The sequence below is a fragment of the Vibrio sp. V19_P1S1T109 genome, from assembly GCF_002241375.1.
Lineage (GTDB): Bacteria > Pseudomonadota > Gammaproteobacteria > Enterobacterales > Vibrionaceae > Vibrio > Vibrio anguillarum.
Map to the genome: position 1 here is coordinate 1 of NZ_NDIM01000163.1, position 16,237 is coordinate 16,237.

The 16,237-nt window shown below is 46.2% G+C and carries 14 protein-coding genes; 5 read left to right on the top strand and 9 right to left on the bottom strand.

Going from position 1 to position 16,237, the window contains the following annotated elements; genetic code table 11:
* Positions 1-196 precede the first annotated feature (196 nt).
* A complete protein-coding gene (gene can / locus B9J87_RS07705; RefSeq protein WP_013857670.1) occupies positions 197-865 on the top strand; it encodes a carbonate dehydratase in 669 nt (222 codons plus the stop codon).
* 84 nt (positions 866-949) lie between these two features.
* Here the strand turns inward: can and hpt are convergent, their stop codons facing one another.
* Positions 950-1,480, bottom strand: coding sequence for a hypoxanthine phosphoribosyltransferase (gene hpt / locus B9J87_RS07710; RefSeq protein ID WP_010319544.1), 531 nt, complete (start codon positions 1,478-1,480; stop codon positions 950-952).
* Positions 1,481-1,851: 371 nt separating this feature from the next.
* Here hpt and B9J87_RS07715 point away from each other — a divergent pair, with 371 nt between their 5' ends.
* Positions 1,852-2,469: a LuxR/HapR/OpaR family quorum-sensing transcriptional regulator gene (locus tag B9J87_RS07715; RefSeq protein ID WP_013857672.1), complete on the top strand. Its 618-nt coding sequence runs from the start codon at positions 1,852-1,854 to the stop codon at positions 2,467-2,469.
* Between the two features lie 118 nt (positions 2,470-2,587).
* Here the strand turns inward: B9J87_RS07715 and lpdA are convergent, their stop codons facing one another.
* The 7 genes from lpdA to xerD form a co-directional block, all read right to left on the bottom strand.
* Positions 2,588-4,015, bottom strand: coding sequence for a dihydrolipoyl dehydrogenase (lpdA, locus tag B9J87_RS07720; protein WP_013857673.1), 1,428 nt, complete (start codon positions 4,013-4,015; stop codon positions 2,588-2,590).
* Between the two features lie 300 nt (positions 4,016-4,315).
* A complete protein-coding gene (aceF, locus tag B9J87_RS07725; RefSeq protein WP_088731724.1) occupies positions 4,316-6,199 on the bottom strand; it encodes a pyruvate dehydrogenase complex dihydrolipoyllysine-residue acetyltransferase in 1,884 nt (627 codons plus the stop codon).
* An 18-nt stretch (positions 6,200-6,217) separates the two neighbouring features.
* Positions 6,218-8,893 (bottom strand): pyruvate dehydrogenase (acetyl-transferring), homodimeric type, encoded by a 2,676-nt coding sequence (gene aceE, locus B9J87_RS07730; RefSeq protein WP_088731722.1) that lies wholly within the window; start codon positions 8,891-8,893, stop codon positions 6,218-6,220.
* A 53-nt stretch (positions 8,894-8,946) separates the two neighbouring features.
* Positions 8,947-9,714, bottom strand: coding sequence for a pyruvate dehydrogenase complex transcriptional repressor PdhR (pdhR, locus tag B9J87_RS07735; RefSeq protein WP_013857676.1), 768 nt, complete (start codon positions 9,712-9,714; stop codon positions 8,947-8,949).
* Between the two features lie 383 nt (positions 9,715-10,097).
* On the bottom strand, positions 10,098-11,837 hold the full coding sequence (recJ, locus tag B9J87_RS07740; RefSeq protein ID WP_094150049.1) for a single-stranded-DNA-specific exonuclease RecJ: 1,740 nt from the start codon (positions 11,835-11,837) through the stop codon (positions 10,098-10,100).
* A 41-nt stretch (positions 11,838-11,878) separates the two neighbouring features.
* Positions 11,879-12,652: a thioredoxin fold domain-containing protein gene (locus B9J87_RS07745; protein WP_017045785.1), complete on the bottom strand. Its 774-nt coding sequence runs from the start codon at positions 12,650-12,652 to the stop codon at positions 11,879-11,881.
* A 13-nt stretch (positions 12,653-12,665) separates the two neighbouring features.
* A complete protein-coding gene (gene xerD / locus B9J87_RS07750; protein WP_013857679.1) occupies positions 12,666-13,574 on the bottom strand; it encodes a site-specific tyrosine recombinase XerD in 909 nt (302 codons plus the stop codon).
* Positions 13,575-13,726: 152 nt separating this feature from the next.
* Here xerD and fldB point away from each other — a divergent pair, with 152 nt between their 5' ends.
* Complete coding sequence (fldB, locus tag B9J87_RS07755; protein ID WP_094145252.1) at positions 13,727-14,245, top strand: flavodoxin FldB; 519 nt, start codon at positions 13,727-13,729, stop codon at positions 14,243-14,245.
* A gap of 21 nt (positions 14,246-14,266) precedes the next feature.
* On the opposite strand, the gene ampD is transcribed toward fldB, so the two are convergent.
* A complete protein-coding gene (gene ampD / locus B9J87_RS07760; protein WP_202599069.1) occupies positions 14,267-14,818 on the bottom strand; it encodes a 1,6-anhydro-N-acetylmuramyl-L-alanine amidase AmpD in 552 nt (183 codons plus the stop codon).
* 124 nt (positions 14,819-14,942) lie between these two features.
* On the opposite strand from ampD, the gene nadC reads away from it, so the two are divergent.
* Both nadC and B9J87_RS17745 read left to right on the top strand, forming a co-directional pair.
* On the top strand, positions 14,943-15,830 hold the full coding sequence (nadC, locus tag B9J87_RS07765) for a carboxylating nicotinate-nucleotide diphosphorylase (RefSeq protein WP_017047002.1): 888 nt from the start codon (positions 14,943-14,945) through the stop codon (positions 15,828-15,830).
* A gap of 129 nt (positions 15,831-15,959) precedes the next feature.
* Positions 15,960-16,237 (top strand): type IV pilin protein (locus B9J87_RS17745; RefSeq protein WP_141201553.1); only part of this gene is annotated, 278 nt, incomplete at its 3' end.

The window sequence follows — 16,237 nt, forward strand, 5'->3', positions numbered from 1 at the left end:
ATTTTACATATGATTGATTCTCTGTTGACCATCCAAATAGCGATGGAAGCAGTTTAATTTTTTTACTAGGAAAACTCGTCAGATGAGTGAGTGTTTTGTCATTTTATAAGAGAACAGAATTGTAACATTGTGTATAGTCAGGCCTATTCTTGCGCATTACCATTAATGCGATTGAACTATTTTTAAGGGAAGTGAGATGCCAGAACTGAAACAGCTTTTTGAAAATAACTCACGTTGGTCTGAATCGATTAAGGCTGAACGTCCTGAGTACTTTGCAAAACTCGCTCGCGGGCAAGACCCAGATTTTCTATGGATTGGTTGTTCTGATAGCCGAGTTCCGGCCGAGCGTTTGACTGGGCTTTATTCTGGTGAGCTGTTTGTACACCGCAACGTTGCAAACCAAGTGATTCACACTGACCTTAACTGCCTTTCTGTAGTGCAGTACGCGGTTGACGTACTGAAGGTCAAGCACATCATCATCTGTGGGCACTATGACTGCGGTGGCGTCAACGCAGCGATTGATAACCCACCGCTGGGCTTGATCAACAACTGGTTACTGCACGTGCGTGACTTATACCTTAAGCACCGTACCTACTTAGATGCAATGCCAGAACAAGATAAAGCCGACAAATTGTGCGAAATCAACGTTGCCGAGCAAGTGTATAATTTAGGTAACTCAACCGTACTGCAAAACGCATGGGAGCGCGGCCAAGATGTCGAGCTGCATGGCGTGGTCTACGGTATTGAAGACGGACGTTTGGAATACTTAGGCGTTCGCTGCGATTCACGTGAGCGAGTCAACGACACCTATCAAAAAGCGATGGAAAAAATTCTTAATGCGCAACATAACTTGCTGTGTCGATAACAGCGTGTTAATTGCCGTTAAAACTGATAGTTAAAAATACAGAATGCCCACTATTTAGTGGGCATTCTATTATCGCTGGCAAAATTACGCTTGCGGCACAACTTTACCAATGTAAGGTAGGTGACGATATTTTTGTGCGTAGTCGATACCTACGCCCACGACAAATTCATCTGGGATTTCAAAACCGATCCACTTGACCTCTACAGGTACCTCACGGCGTGAAGGCTTATCCAGTAAAGTACAAATGTGAATGGATTTAGGTTCACGTAAAGACAAAATTTCTTTTACTTTATTTAGTGTATTACCCGTATCAATAATGTCTTCTACCAGCAACACATCTTTACCTTTAATGTCATCATCCAGATCTTTCAGAATGCGCACATCACGTGAGCTTTGCATCGTGTTGCCATAGCTTGACGCGGTCATAAAATCGACTTGATGAACTAAGTCGATCGCGCGAGCTAAGTCTGCCATGAAGACAAATGAGCCGCGCAACAAGCCCACCAGTACCAGATCTTCACTACCTTGGTAATGCTCTGTGATTTGTTTGCCTAATTCACGAATTCGTTCCTGAACCACTTGCTCAGAAATCATCACTTCAACTGTATGTTTCATACTGTTCTCTTTTCGGGTGATGCGACACGCTACGATCATCGCAGTTTAATGATGGCGTCGCGTAACTAGCTTGGCGCGTATAGTACCACTGCCACACAGGATAGTTAAATAATTAGCAAAACTCTGGATATGATGAAATAAAGCTCCTACGCTGCCGCAGACACGCTCACCACAAATACGCCACATCAATAAAAGATACAATAAAACACGTTGAATCCGATGGGATTTAACACGATCGCACAAAAAACAAACTCGAAACGTTGACCTCAACCATATGCAGCAGTACACTCATAAAGCTTTAAAGCAACTAACAAAATAATCATTAGAGCGAAAAGCTCAATTCAACAGTCATTGGCAAGGATTAACAACTCATGGAAACATCGATAGAAAAACGCCCCAGAACTCGCTTATCACCACAAAAACGCAAACTTCAACTGATGGAAATCGCCCTTGAAGTGTTTGCAACACGGGGAATAGGCCGAGGTGGCCACGCAGATATTGCTGAAATCGCCCAAGTTTCAGTCGCTACTGTCTTTAACTACTTTCCAACCCGAGAAGATTTAGTCGACGACGTACTCACTCATGTTGTACGTCAGTTTTCAAACTTCCTCGCAGATAATATTGATCTTGATTTGCATGCGAAAGATAACTTAACCAACATCACCACTAAGATGATTTCTCTTGTGATTGAAGATTGTCACTGGTTAAAAGTATGGTTTGAATGGAGCGCTTCAACGCGCGAAGAAGTGTGGCCACTTTTTGTCTCCACCAACCGTACTAATCAACTTTTGGTACAAAATATGTTTATCAAAGCCATTGAACGTGGCGAAGTGTGCGATCGGCATGAACCAGAACATCTTGCTACGCTCTTTCTTGGTATCTTCTACTCACTATTTGTACAAGCAAATCGCATACAAGACGAAGCCAGCATGGGTGTACTCGTGAAAAGCTACCTCAGCATGCTCTGCATCTATAAAAAAGATCACTAGGCTTAACTTCCTAGTCTCTGAATTATGAGCATAAAAAAACCGCTGAATTCAGCGGTTTTTTACTATGTTACGAACCGGCAATTTAACTAACCAGCAATTTAACGCATCAGCGTTGAAGTTACTTTTTCTTTTTCGCTTTTGCGTTTGGCAGATCAGTAATCGTGCCTTCAAATACTTCCGCAGCAAGGCCTACCGATTCATGTAACGTTGGGTGAGCATGAATCGTCAAAGCGATATCTTCTGCATCACAACCCATCTCGATAGCCAAACCGATTTCACCAAGCAGTTCGCCGCCGTTAGTACCAACGATAGCGCCACCAATCACGCGGTGAGTCTCTTTATCAAAGATAAGCTTAGTCATACCGTCTGCACAATCAGAAGCGATAGCACGGCCAGAAGCTGCCCATGGGAATGTCGCGACTTCGTAGTTAATGCCTTCTGCTTTGGCTTCTTTTTCAGTTTTACCAACCCAAGCCACTTCTGGCTCAGTGTACGCAATTGAAGGGATAACTTTAGGATCGAAGTAGTGCTTCTTACCAGAAATTACTTCTGCTGCTACGTGGCCTTCATGCACACCTTTGTGCGCCAACATTGGTTGACCAACAATATCACCGATCGCGAAGATATGAGGAACGTTAGTACGCATTTGCTTATCAACATTGATAAAGCCGCGCTCATCAACTTCAATACCTGCTTTTTCAGCATCCATCAGCTTACCGTTTGGTACGCGGCCGATAGCAACAAGAACGGCATCATAACGCTCAGCTTGCGCTGGTGCTTTTTTGCCTTCCATTGAAACGTAGATACCATCTTCTTTTGCTTCAACAGCGGTTACTTTGGTTTCAAGCATCAGGTTAAATTTGTCTTTGATACGTTTGGTGTAGACTTTAACCATGTCTTTATCCGCCGCTGGGATAAGTTGGTCAAACATCTCAACCACATCAATCTTAGAACCTAGCGAGTGGTAAACCGTCGCCATTTCTAGACCGATGATACCACCCCCCATGATCAACAGTTTTCCAGGAACTTCTTTCAGTTCAAGTGCATCCGTTGAATCCCAAATGCGTGGGTCTTCATGAGGAATGAATGGCAGTTTAATTGGACGAGAACCAGCTGCAACGATGGCGTTATCAAAATTAACCACGGTTTTACCGTCTTCACCTTCAACTTCAATGGCGTTAGGGCCAGTAAATTTGCCGAAACCGTTCACGACAGTCACTTTGCGCATCTTCGCCATGCCGCCAAGACCGCCCGTTAACTGGTTGATAACTTTTTCTTTCCAAAGGCGGATTTTATCGATGTCCGTTTGTGGTTCACCAAACACAATACCGTGCTGGGCCAATGCTTTCGCTTCTTCGATAACTTTTGCAACGTGCAGCAACGCTTTTGATGGGATACAACCCACGTTCAAACACACACCGCCAAGGGTGCTGTAGCGTTCAACAAGTACTGTTTCAAGACCTAAGTCTGCACAGCGGAATGCAGCGGAGTAACCAGCAGGACCGGCACCAAGTACGACGACTTGGGCTTTGATTTCTTTGCTCATTTTGACCTCTTGTAGTCATTATCCCTAACAGGCTGAGTGGATGTTCTCGTTGTTTTTAGTGTTTAATCCAATGAATTAAACCCATGACTGAGCCAATTACTTAAAACAAATGAATTAAAACGAATTATTTTCAGACCGCAACAGTTTACAGAGATGTTAATGGTGTGAAAAGTAAATCCATTTAGCCTGTGAGCTAGACGACAATTCGATTAAGAAAAAACCCTTCGTAATCCAATTGTTCAATTATTCGTGTTAACAAGGGCGGCTTTAACGGCCGCCCTCTCTTTCACTAAACTTGGCTTACAGAACCAGACGACGAATGTCTGATAGCGCGCCATTTAGGAATGTGATGAAACGCGCACCTTCCGCACCATCAATCACACGGTGATCGTATGACAGTGATAGTGGCAGTTGTAGGCGTGGTTCGAACTCTTTACCGTTCCACACTGGCTTAAACTCAGACTTAGATACCCCAAGGATACCGACTTCTGGCGCGTTAACGATAGGCGTAAACGCTGTACCGCCGATGCCACCTAAGCTAGAGATAGTGAAACAGCCACCTTGCATGTCTGCAGCGGTCAGTTTACCTGCACGGGCTTTCTTCGATACTTCAGCCAGCTCTCTTGATAGCTCATAAATGCCTTTTTTGTTCACATCTTTGAAGACAGGAACAACAAGACCATTTGGCGTATCAACAGCAATACCCACGTTCACGTACTTCTTCAGAATCAAGCTTTCGCCATCTTCAGAAAGTGAAGAGTTAAACGATGGGAATGCTTCTAGTGCTTTCGCTACCGCTTTCATGATGAACACCAGTGGGGTGATCTTCATGCCAGTGTCGTTCTTCGCTTCAATCGCATTTTGCTCTTTACGGAAGTTCTCAAGCTCGGTGATATCCGCATTATCCCATTGGGTAACGTGTGGGATCATCACCCAGTTACGATGCAAGTTAGCACCAGAGATCTTCTTAATACGTGAAAGCGGTTTTACTTCTGTGTCACCAAACTTGCTGAAGTCCACTTTTGGCCAAGGTAGCAAGCCAAGCGCGGCGCCATCACCTTTACCAGAAGCCACTGCGGCAGAACCCGATTCAAGACGCTTCAGCGCTTCTTTCACGTAGTTTTGCACGTCTTCTTTGAGGATGCGGCTCTTACGGCCAGAACCTTTGACTTTCGCTAGGTTAACACCAAATTCACGCGCAATACGGCGCACAACCGGTGATGCGTGAGAGTACTCATTGTTCTCTTCAAACTCGGCAGGTGCTGCCACAGCTGATTTTACCGCTTCCGCTTTTGGCGCTGATGCGGCTGGAGCCGCTGCTTGCGCAGGGGCCGCTACGGCAACGGGCGCTGCACCAGCAACTTCAAACACCATGATAAGAGAGCCTGTTGACACTTTATCGCCAGCTGCAACTTTGATCTCTTTCACAACACCAGCAAACGGCGCAGGAACTTCCATTGATGCTTTATCGCCTTCTACGGTGATAAGAGACTGCTCTTCACTCACGGTATCGCCAACCGCCACCATGATTTCCGTCACTTCGACTTCATCACCACCGATATCCGGTACGTGGATCTCTTTTGCTGCCGAAGCGGCTGGTGCTGCAGCTACAGGTGCTGCTACTTGAGCAGAGGCTGCCGCCGGAGCGGAACCCGCCACTTCAAAGATCATCACCAGTGAGCCTGTCGATACTTTATCGCCCGCGGCCACTTTGATCTCTTTCAGTACACCAGCAAATGGAGCAGGTACTTCCATTGAGGCTTTGTCACCTTCAACCGTCAGTAGAGATTGCTCTTCTGCGATTGAATCGCCGACTGCAACCATGATTTCAGTGACTTCCACTTCATCACCGCCGATATCTGGCACGTGAACTTCTTTAAGCTCAGCGACAGCCGCGGCAGCAGGAGCCGCAACCGGTGCAGCTTCCACTGCTGGCGCTGCGACCGCAGCGCCTTCTGCTTCAAAAATCATGATAAGTGAACCGGTCGATACTTTATCGCCCGCGACTACTTTGATTTCTTTTACAATACCCGCTTGAGAAGCTGGTACTTCCATAGAAGCCTTATCACCTTCTACAGTAATAAGAGATTGCTCTTCTTCAACCTTGTCGCCAACGCTGACAAGAATCTCAGTAACTTCAACCTCATCCGCACCAATATCCGGTACATTAATTTCGATTGCCATTATTCTTTCCTACCTTAATTAAGCGTATAGCGGGTTTGTTTTTTCAGTATCGATGTTGAATTTCTTAATCGCTTCAACCACAACTGATTTCTCAACATCACCACGTTTCGCTAGTTCGCTTAGCGCGGCAACCACCACGTAACCTGCGTTCACTTCGAAGTGACGACGTAGGTTTTCACGGCTATCAGAACGACCAAAACCATCAGTACCTAGTACTTTGTATGATTCAGCCGGGATAAACGCACGTGCTTGCTCAGCGTAGTTCTTCATGTAGTCAGTTGCTGCGATGGCAGGCTCGTTACCCATTACCGTTTGAATGTAAGGTACTTGCGGCTGCGCTTCAGGGTGAAGCATGTTGTAACGCTCACATGCTTGGCCATCACGAGTCACTTCGTTGAATGATGTTACTGAGTAAACATCTGAAGCAACACCGTACTCATCACTTAAGATTTGAGCCGCTTTGCGTACTTCGTTCATGATCGTACCTGAGCTCATTAACTGAACTTTACCTTTAGAGCCAGTCGTTCCTTGTGGAGCGTAGCTTTCTAATTTGTAGATACCTTTACGAATACCTTCTTCAGCGCCTTGTGGCATCTCAGGCATTGCGTAGTTCTCGTTCATCAGCGTTAGGTAGTAGAACACGTTCTCTTGATCACCATACATGCGGCGAATACCGTCTTGCATGATGACTGCAACTTCGTAAGCAAATGTTGGATCGTAAGAAAGACAGTTAGGAACCGTTGCCGCCAATATGTGCGAGTGACCATCTTCGTGCTGTAGACCTTCACCGTTCAGCGTCGTACGACCAGCGGTAGCGCCCAACAGGAAACCACGTGCTTGTTGGTCACCTGCCATCCATGCCATGTCGCCAACGCGTTGGAAACCAAACATAGAGTAGTAGATGTAGAACGGAATCATTGGCAGATCGTTTGTCGAGTATGAAGTTGCAGCAGCAACCCATGAAGACATAGCACCCAGCTCGTTGATCCCTTCTTGCAGTACCTGACCTGAAGTCGCTTCTTTATAGTAAGAAACGATGTCGCGGTCTTGAGGAGTGTAGTTCTGACCGTGTGGGTTATAGATACCGATTTGACGGAACAGACCTTCCATACCGAAAGTACGTGCTTCATCTGCAATGATTGGCACAATATTTTTACCAATGCTCTTATCTTTGAGCAAAATGTTCAACGCACGGACAAACGCCATTGTGGTTGAGATTTCACGTTTTTGCTCTTCAAGCAGAGGCTTGAACTCTTCAACCGCTGGAATCACAAGTTCTTGAGTGAACTTAGGCAAGCGTTGAGGTGTGTAACCTTTTAGCGCTTTACGGCGAGCGTGTAAGTATTCGTGCTCTTTCGAGCCTTCTGCCAATGTTAGGTATGGCAACTCTTTCACAGCTTCATCCGTCAGAAGATCTTGTAGACCAAGACGATCACGCAGTTGCAGCACGTGAGTCATGTCCATTTTCTTCACTTGGTGAGCGATGTTCTTACCTTCTGCCGCTTCACCCATGCCGTAACCTTTAACGGTCTTCGCCAGAATCACGGTTGGCTTGCCTTTCGTGTCTTGAGCGTTAGTAAAGGCTGCGTACAGTTTAGAAGACTCATGACCACCACGCTTGAGCGCGAAAATTTGATCATCAGTCATGTCAGCAACAAGCGCCGCTGTTTCTGGGTATTTACCAAAGAAGTGTTTACGCACGTAAGCACCATCTTTCGCTTTAAATGTTTGGTAGTCACCATCGATGGTTTCGTTCATCAACTGAAGCAGCTTACCTGTGGTGTCTTTCGCCAGTAGAGAATCCCAGTTGTTACCCCAAATCACTTTAACAACGTTCCAACCTGCGCCTTTAAATAGACCTTCAAGTTCTTGGATGATCTTACCGTTACCCATGACTGGGCCGTCTAGACGTTGCAAGTTACAGTTGATAAGGAAACATAGGTTATCAAGCTTCTCACGAGCGGCGAATGAAATCGCACCGCGTGATTCTGGCTCATCCATCTCGCCATCACCTAGGAACGCGTATACACGCTGTTCAGAAGTGTCTTTCATACCACGGCCATCAAGATATTTGAGGAAACGCGCTTGATAGATTGCAGAAATTGGACCCAGACCCATAGATACGGTCGGGAATTGCCAGAATTCAGGCATCAATTTCGGGTGTGGGTAGGAAGGAATACCTTTGCCATCCACTTCTTGGCGGAAGTTGTCAAGTTGCTCAGCCGTTAGGCGGCCTTCAACGAACGCACGTGCGTAGATCCCTGGAGAGATGTGACCTTGATAATAAACCAAGTCACCGCCATCTTTTTCATTCGGCGCACGGAAGAAGTGGTTAAAACATGTTTCGTAGAACGAAGCAGAAGACTGGAATGACGCCATGTGGCCGCCAAGATCGAGGTCTTTTTTCGATGCACGTAGAACGATCATAATCGCGTTCCAACGGATGATTGAGCGAATGCGACGCTCAAGCGTTGTGTCACCTGGGTATGCTGGTTCTTGCGCAGCTGGAATGGTGTTGATGTAGTTCGTGGTAATACCGGTTGGCATATCAACACCGTCTAGACGTGCTTTATCTAGAATTTGCTCAAGTAAGAACTGAGCGCGTTCTACACCTTCTTCACGTACAACTGACTCAAGGGCGGCTAGCCATTCCTGAGTTTCCAGTGCATCTACGTCATGCTTCATGTCAGACATGGCGATCTATCCTTCTATTGGTTGGATCTATAAAACAAGCAATTCGTCGTAGGTTACGACTCATTACCCTGCTGAATTCGGCGCAACGAACGCTCACGACGAGACTCTTCTTTGGTCAAATCCAGCAATGTTTCTTCGATATAAGCTAAGTGAGAATGGGACATTTCGCGCGCCTTTTCCGGCTGACCAGAAACGATCGCATCCACGATATTAGCTCGGTGTCTACTTACTTTCTCCACCACTTCATGGCGGCGGTGTAATAGTTTTAAATTCTGTAGAACATTTTGCTCAAGCAAAGGAGCGAGGCTGCGAACAATATGCAAAAGCACCACGTTGTGGGCCGCTTCAGTGAGAGCGACTAAAAACGCGACCACCGCAGACGCTTCTGCTTCGACCTCTTTTTTCGCTTGTTGTTCACCAATTCTCGCCAAACAGGCTTGAATGCGAGCAAAATCTTCCTCAGTACCACGCAATGCTGCGAAATAAGCTGAAATACCTTCCATCGCGTGGCGCGATTCCAATAGATCGAGCTGGGTTTCAGAGTGGCTAGACAATAAATTTAGCAGAGGATCAGAAAAACTCTGCCAAATGTTCTCACTAACAAACGTACCTCCACCTTGACGGCGGGTTAATAAACGCTTGGCTTCGAGGCGTTGAATGGCTTCACGAATGGATGGACGAGACACCTCGAACTGTTTTGCCAGTTCTCGTTCTGGAGGCAATTGTTGCCCCGGAGAGAGTGTTCCTTCCACTATCAGCCTTTCTAACTCCTGTTCAATTACATCAGAGAGTTTTGGCTGACGAATCCTTTGATAAGCCATAATTTATTATTCTTCTACTCTTTGCAGTCAATTGGTAATACCAATTCCAAGTTGGTGCAGAAATTAACATAATTAAAACGTAGCTGTCCAGCCAAAAGTTGACCTAAATCATAGAACGGCCCACGCTTAAACACTTTGATAACAATAGTCGATTAAAACAGCAATATTATTGGTCAGACCAATTACAAAATGAATACAGATGGGGAAATGATGGGCTAGAAATGGGGAAACATTCTTTGTCATCTACCCTTTCAAGAGGAAACATTCTTTGGCTCCTCCCCCTTCTAGGGGGAGGGAATGTAAGAGCAAACATTGGTTGGGACCTCCCCTTTCTAGGGGAGGGAGATCATGTCACGCATCGAAGGAAGAGAAATATCAAGCCGTTACTTCGCTTCGAGGTGATCAATCATCAATTGCAATGACTGATTGCCGCGAAACTCATTAATATCAAGCTTATACGCAAGACGCACCGTTTTCACCGACGCATCTGGCCAGCGTCTTAAATCGACATTAAAAGCAATGCCATCGATCATAATGTTGGTTGGGTGGCCTTTGAATAACGGCTCAAGCATCAGTTTCAAATGCTTTTCTCCCACCAGCTTTTGGTGCAATAGTTTGAACTCACCGTCAAAGAGAGGCTCAGGAAACGCCTGCCCCCATGGGCCACCGGAACGCAAGGTTTCAGCGGTGTGCATCGAGAACTCTTCAGGTGTTAACTCCCCGTCGGATAAAATCACGCCCTTGAGCGCGCTTTCATCTAACTCGCGACGTACAGCTTGATCAAACAGCTCAGCAAAACGCTCAAACTCTTTTTCGGCAATAGTTAAACCTGCCGCCATCGCGTGACCACCAAATTTGACGATTAAACCGGGGTTTTGTGTATCAATGCGATCCAGCACATCGCGCATGTGTAACCCAGCAACAGAGCGGCATGACCCTTTAATACTGCCATCGCCACCATCGGCAAACGCAATCACAGGGCGATGATATTTATCTTTAATACGTGAGGCTAAAATACCAATCACACCTTGGTGCCAATCCCGCTGAAACAGCACTAAACCGTGCGGCAATTCGCTATTTTCACTCAGTTGTAAGCGCTCACAAAAAGCCAGCGCCTCTTGCTTCATCCCCTCTTCAATCTCTTTACGAGTTTGGTTAAGGCCATCCAGCTCACTGGCCATTCTACGCGCAGCGTGAATGTCATTGCACATTAGCAGCTCAACGCCAAATGACATATCATCCAAGCGCCCTGCCGCATTGATGCGTGGCCCTAACGCAAAGCCAAAATCCGAGGCAACTAAACGCCTCGCGTCACGTTTAGCAACCTCAATCAAAGCTTGAATACCCGGCCTTGCATGCCCGGCGCGAATGCGTTGCAAACCTTGATACACTAAAATGCGGTTGTTTTCATCGAGCGGCACAACATCAGCGACAGTACCCAGTGCGACTAAGTCAATCAGCTCCATCAACTTGGGTTCACTCATACCTTGTCGAGTAAACCAGCCGTTTTTTCGCATATGCACGCACAGCGCCATCATCAAATAGAAAGCCACCCCTACGCCAGCTAATGCCTTCGAGGGAAACGGGCAGTTAGCCAAATTGGGATTCACCATCGCATCAACCTCTGGCAACTCGTGTCCCGGTAAATGGTGATCGGTCACCAAGACGGTCAGCCCTTGCTGCTTGGCATAACGCACCCCGTCGATAGAGGAGACGCCATTATCGACCGTCATGATCATCTGCGCGCCAAGCTCTATCGCTTGATCGACCACTTCAGGGCTTAAGCCATAACCATCTTCAAAACGGTTAGGCACGAGATAGTCCACATTGTGCGATCCCAACATTCGCAACGCCAAAACAGATAAGGCGCAACTGGTTGCGCCATCAGCATCAAAATCCCCGACGACTATGATGCGCTGCTGCTGCTCAATGGCGTGAAAAAGTAGTTGTACCGCTTGCTCTATACCACCTAATTGTTGGTAGGAATGCAGTGCTTTCGCGGCCTTGTCGAGTTGTTCAAGGTTCGTGATACCACGGTTGATATAGATACGTTTAAGCAGTGTAGGAATCGTGTCAGGGAGTTGCGAAAGATCGGGGGCTGGTCTTTGTTTTATTTCAATCATAAATCAGCGGGCTCAAGAACACTCAAGCCCGACTCCTAAAGTTATTGAATCTGCTGAAGGCGTTGCAACAATTGCTCTGGTGGTAAATAACCGCCAACCATTTCGCCATTCGGTAGGAAAATCGCAGGCGTGCCGTTGATGCCTAACTCACGCCCGAGCTGATAGTGTTTGGTAATCAACTGCTTAGCCTGTTGAATGTTCTGCCCTGCTTCTGGCAATTGATGATTGGTTTTTGCCTCATTCATCGCTGCCATTTTATCATCTGCATTCCAGATAGCGGCCATCTGATCAGCTACTTGCCCCGTAACGCCTTGACGCGGGTAAGCCATGTAGCGCACGGTGATCCCTAGGTCGTTATACCCTTTCATTTGACTATGCAAACGAGTGCAATAACCACAGGTAATATCAGTAAAAACAGTCACCACGTATTTTTCATTGGCGGCTTTGTATTCGATCATACTCGATTCAAACTGCGCGATCTTCGCCGCATTAACGGGCGCTTGGCGTTTGGCTAACACATCGACATAACCACCATTCTTATCTAATTCATACAAGGTTCCGGCGATAAAATGGCTCGCGTCAGGCGCAGAAAATAGCACGCCACCGGAAGTTTGTACTTCAATCACTCCCGGAATATCAGAGGCTTGAACACTCAGTACTTCCAATCCGAGTTTAGAAAAACGTTGTTCAAAAACCGTTTTATCAAGCGCAGCCGCTTGCACAGCCGTTGACGTCACTTGCTCTGTGGTTTCGGCGTTACACGCCACAGCAAAAAGTGGCAATGTAAGAAGAGTCAGTTGGCGTAATACGCTCATTAAATTCACCTTTTCAAGCCCTTGGATGGTGCTCGCTATGTAATTGTTTAAGTCGCTCAGTCGCAACATGAGTATAAATTTGCGTGGTCGATAAGTCACTATGACCGAGCAGCATTTGCACTACACGCAAATCGGCACCGTAATTGAGTAGATGCGTGGCAAAAGCATGCCTTAATACGTGTGGAGAGAGTTTTTCCACATCGATTTGTGCGATCACTGCGTAGTGTTTAATTCGGTGCCAAAAGGTTTGACGAGTCATCTGCCTTGCTCGTCGGCTAGGGAAAACCACATCCGACGTTTGTTCGCCCAGCAGAGTAGACCGCCCTTGTTCAAGAAAAGTTTCAATCCAATCAACGGCATTTTCGCCCATCGGTACAAGACGCTCTTTGCCACCTTTACCAATCACTCTTACTACGCCTTGACGTAAACTGATATTTTCCATGGTCAGTGAAACCAATTCGGTCACCCGTAGCCCTGTTGCATACAAGAGTTCCAACATCGCTCTGTCACGTAATTCTAGAGGATTATTAGTATCGGGAGCATTCAATAAATCTTCCACTTGCTGCTCGGATAAATCTTTAGGCAGACGCTGCGGCAATTTAGGGCTAATTAAGAGCGCGCTCGGATCATCGCCGCGGAGCTTCTCACGGTGAAGATATTGAAATAAACGACGAATCGCCGACAACATACGTGCCCGCGAGGTTTGCTTATAGTCTTGATCAGCGAGCCACGCTTGGTACTGCTGCAAACCAGTGACACTAATAAAGTCAAGGCGATAATTATTGTGCTGCATCCATTGCAACAATTTCGTCAGATCATTGCGATACGATGAGAGCGTGTTTTCAGCTAAACCACGCTCCATCCACATCGCATCTAAAAACTGTTCCACAACCCCTTGATCAGGAGAAATATATTCAGACACATCAAACCTCTGTGGTGAAAATCGAGTTGCTCAGGTTATGTGAGCCACTGGTTTAATACCATAAAAAAACATCATCGGCAGGATAATCGCTGCAAAGCGCGTCATTTTATGGTTAGAATTCACTATTCTTGATTTAAAACGAACACAAAATTATGAAGATCGGTCTTTTTTACGGCTCAACAACTTGTTATACCGAAATGGCAGCAGAGAAGATCCGTGCGCTCATCGGTGAGGATTTGGTGGAGATTCACAATGTGAAAGAAACGCCACTCTCTTTGATGAGCAACTATGATCTTTTAATACTGGGCATCTCAACTTGGGACTTTGGCGAAATCCAAGAAGATTGGAGCGCAATATGGGATCAAATCGGTGGCGTGTCGCTAAAAGGCAAGTACGTCGCATTGTTCGGCTTAGGCGATCAAGAAGGTTATGGCGAATGGTACCTCGATGCGATGGGGATGCTGCATGACGAGCTAAAACAAATTGGTGCTCAATTGATTGGCTACTGGCCCAACCAAGGCTACCATTTTGAAGCGTCAAAAGCCCTAACGAAAGATGGCCGCCACTTTGTTGGTCTCGCACTCGATGAAGATTCGCAATACGAGCAAAGCGACGAACGCATTCAATGCTGGGTTGAGCAAATTTTAGTGGAATATCACGATTCGATTTAATTCGTTGTTCGCTATTTGTTGTTAGTCATTTGTTGCCAACAAGGCTCGATAGCACCGCCAATCAAATACCAAGCCGGGGTCAGTTTTGCGTAATGGCGCAATGTATTGATGCCCGGTGATGCGTTGATTGGTGATGAGCGGATAACGCCGCTGCAATGCACACGTCAAAGTCGCTAAGGCTTGATATTGCGCAGGAGTATAAGCCGTCTCATCGCTCCCTTCCAATTCAATCCCAATCGAATAATCATTGCATTTTGCACGACCAGCGAAGCTTGACTGGCCCGCATGCCAAGCTCTGGCATTAAATGGCACAAATTGCACTACTTCTCCCTCTCGCCGAATAAGGCAGTGAGCCGAGACGCGCATCTGGTGGATGGTTTGAAAAAAAGGGTGTTGATTCGGGTCAAGCGTGCCAGTGAAAAACTGCTCAATATATGGGCCGCCGAACTGGCCCGGAGGCAAGCTGATATTATGTACTACCAGCAATGAAATATCTTGCGCATCGCTTCGCTGATCATAAAACGGCGATGGCACTCGACGTGCGCTTTGATACCAACCCTTTTTATCGATCATCAGTTGACCCCTTACACTCAAACAAAAATGAACCTTAGCCAGAGGAAATGCGAGATTAGTGGCTGAATTTGAGTAAAACTCAGCGTATCATTCTCACTCTGTTCAACACCATATTAGATTTGCGATGAAAAATACACACAACAGCCAACAACGCCTTGATTATCTGAAACAGCAACTCCCATTGGAAATTACTCGTGCCGTTAGCGATGCACTCAGAGAAGATCTCGGTGGCAGCTTGGATGCGACTGCTGATATCACCGCAAACCTTATTCCAGCGGATGCGCGTAATAGCGCGACTCTCATCACCCGTGAACATGGCGTATTTTGTGGCCAAGCATGGGCAGAGGAAGTCTTCAAACAACTTGGTGGTGAAGTGAAAATTGACTGGCATGTCCAAGATGGTGATCAAGTTAAGCCAAACCAAGTTTTGTGCACTCTTGAAGGTCCAGCTCGCGCGCTGCTGACTGGTGAACGCAATGCGATGAACTTCATTCAAACCTTGTCAGGTTGTGCCAGCATTACTGCTCAGTATGCCAAACAGCTAGAAGGCACCGAATGCAGACTACTTGATACACGCAAAACTATCCCTGGCCTGCGCAGCGCACTGAAATATGCTGTCGCGTGTGGCGGCGGCTTTAACCATCGTATTGGCGTGTTTGATGCTTATTTAATTAAAGAAAACCATATCATTGCTTGTGGCGGTATTACCCAAGCCATCAGCACCGCTAAACAGCTCAACCCCGGTAAACCTGTCGAAGTCGAAACCGAAAGCTTGCAAGAGTTAGAAGAGGCGATTCAAGCGGGCGCTGACATCATTATGCTGGATAATTTTAGCATTGAGATGATGCGCGAAGCGGTAGCAATTAACGCAGGCCGCGCGGCTTTAGAAAATTCTGGTAACGTCACATTAGAAACCATTGGCGATTACGCGCGAACCGGTGTCGATTACATCTCAGTCGGCGCGCTGACTAAGCACATTAAAGCACTCGATCTCTCAATGCGCTTTCAGTAATTAATTACTGAAATTATTGGAATAAAGATCAAAAATTTCAAATAGTTAAGGAAGCCGGATGAGCTTCCTTTTTTATTGCTTGCGTATCAAAAGCAAGACGGCATTTTTAAGTCAGTCGTATTTTAGTGATTGATATATGCAACTAAACAGGTAAAAAATCCAAATCGCTCGCGCACTGCTCTTTATCTCATTCCCACCAACCCACAAGCTTCTTATGCTCTGCCCATCCTTATGCGTTCAAACGGAGCAAATCAAATAATGAACACAAATAAGAAAACGAAACAAAGTGGTTTTACCTTAATTGAATTGATGATTGTGGTAGGAATTATTGGTGTACTTAGCGCGATTGCAATCCCTGCATATAAGAGCTATTTGATCAAAACAGAGTCTAATACAGCCGTCAGTAT

What these genes read in the sequence shown, in the direction of transcription:
- can (WP_013857670.1), top strand. Translation starts at nt 197, where the DNA reads ATGCCAGAACTGAAACAGCTTTTTGAAAATAACTCACGTTGGTCTGAA.
- hpt (WP_010319544.1), bottom strand. Translation starts at nt 1,480, where the DNA reads ATGAAACATACAGTTGAAGTGATGATTTCTGAGCAAGTGGTTCAGGAA.
- B9J87_RS07715 (WP_013857672.1), top strand. Translation starts at nt 1,852, where the DNA reads ATGGAAACATCGATAGAAAAACGCCCCAGAACTCGCTTATCACCACAA.
- lpdA (WP_013857673.1), bottom strand. Translation starts at nt 4,015, where the DNA reads ATGAGCAAAGAAATCAAAGCCCAAGTCGTCGTACTTGGTGCCGGTCCT.
- aceF (WP_088731724.1), bottom strand. Translation starts at nt 6,199, where the DNA reads ATGGCAATCGAAATTAATGTACCGGATATTGGTGCGGATGAGGTTGAA.
- aceE (WP_088731722.1), bottom strand. Translation starts at nt 8,893, where the DNA reads ATGTCTGACATGAAGCATGACGTAGATGCACTGGAAACTCAGGAATGG.
- pdhR (WP_013857676.1), bottom strand. Translation starts at nt 9,714, where the DNA reads ATGGCTTATCAAAGGATTCGTCAGCCAAAACTCTCTGATGTAATTGAA.
- recJ (WP_094150049.1), bottom strand. Translation starts at nt 11,837, where the DNA reads ATGATTGAAATAAAACAAAGACCAGCCCCCGATCTTTCGCAACTCCCT.
- B9J87_RS07745 (WP_017045785.1), bottom strand. Translation starts at nt 12,652, where the DNA reads ATGAGCGTATTACGCCAACTGACTCTTCTTACATTGCCACTTTTTGCT.
- fldB (WP_094145252.1), top strand. Translation starts at nt 13,727, where the DNA reads ATGAAGATCGGTCTTTTTTACGGCTCAACAACTTGTTATACCGAAATG.
- ampD (WP_202599069.1), bottom strand. Translation starts at nt 14,818, where the DNA reads ATGATCGATAAAAAGGGTTGGTATCAAAGCGCACGTCGAGTGCCATCG.
- nadC (WP_017047002.1), top strand. Translation starts at nt 14,943, where the DNA reads ATGAAAAATACACACAACAGCCAACAACGCCTTGATTATCTGAAACAG.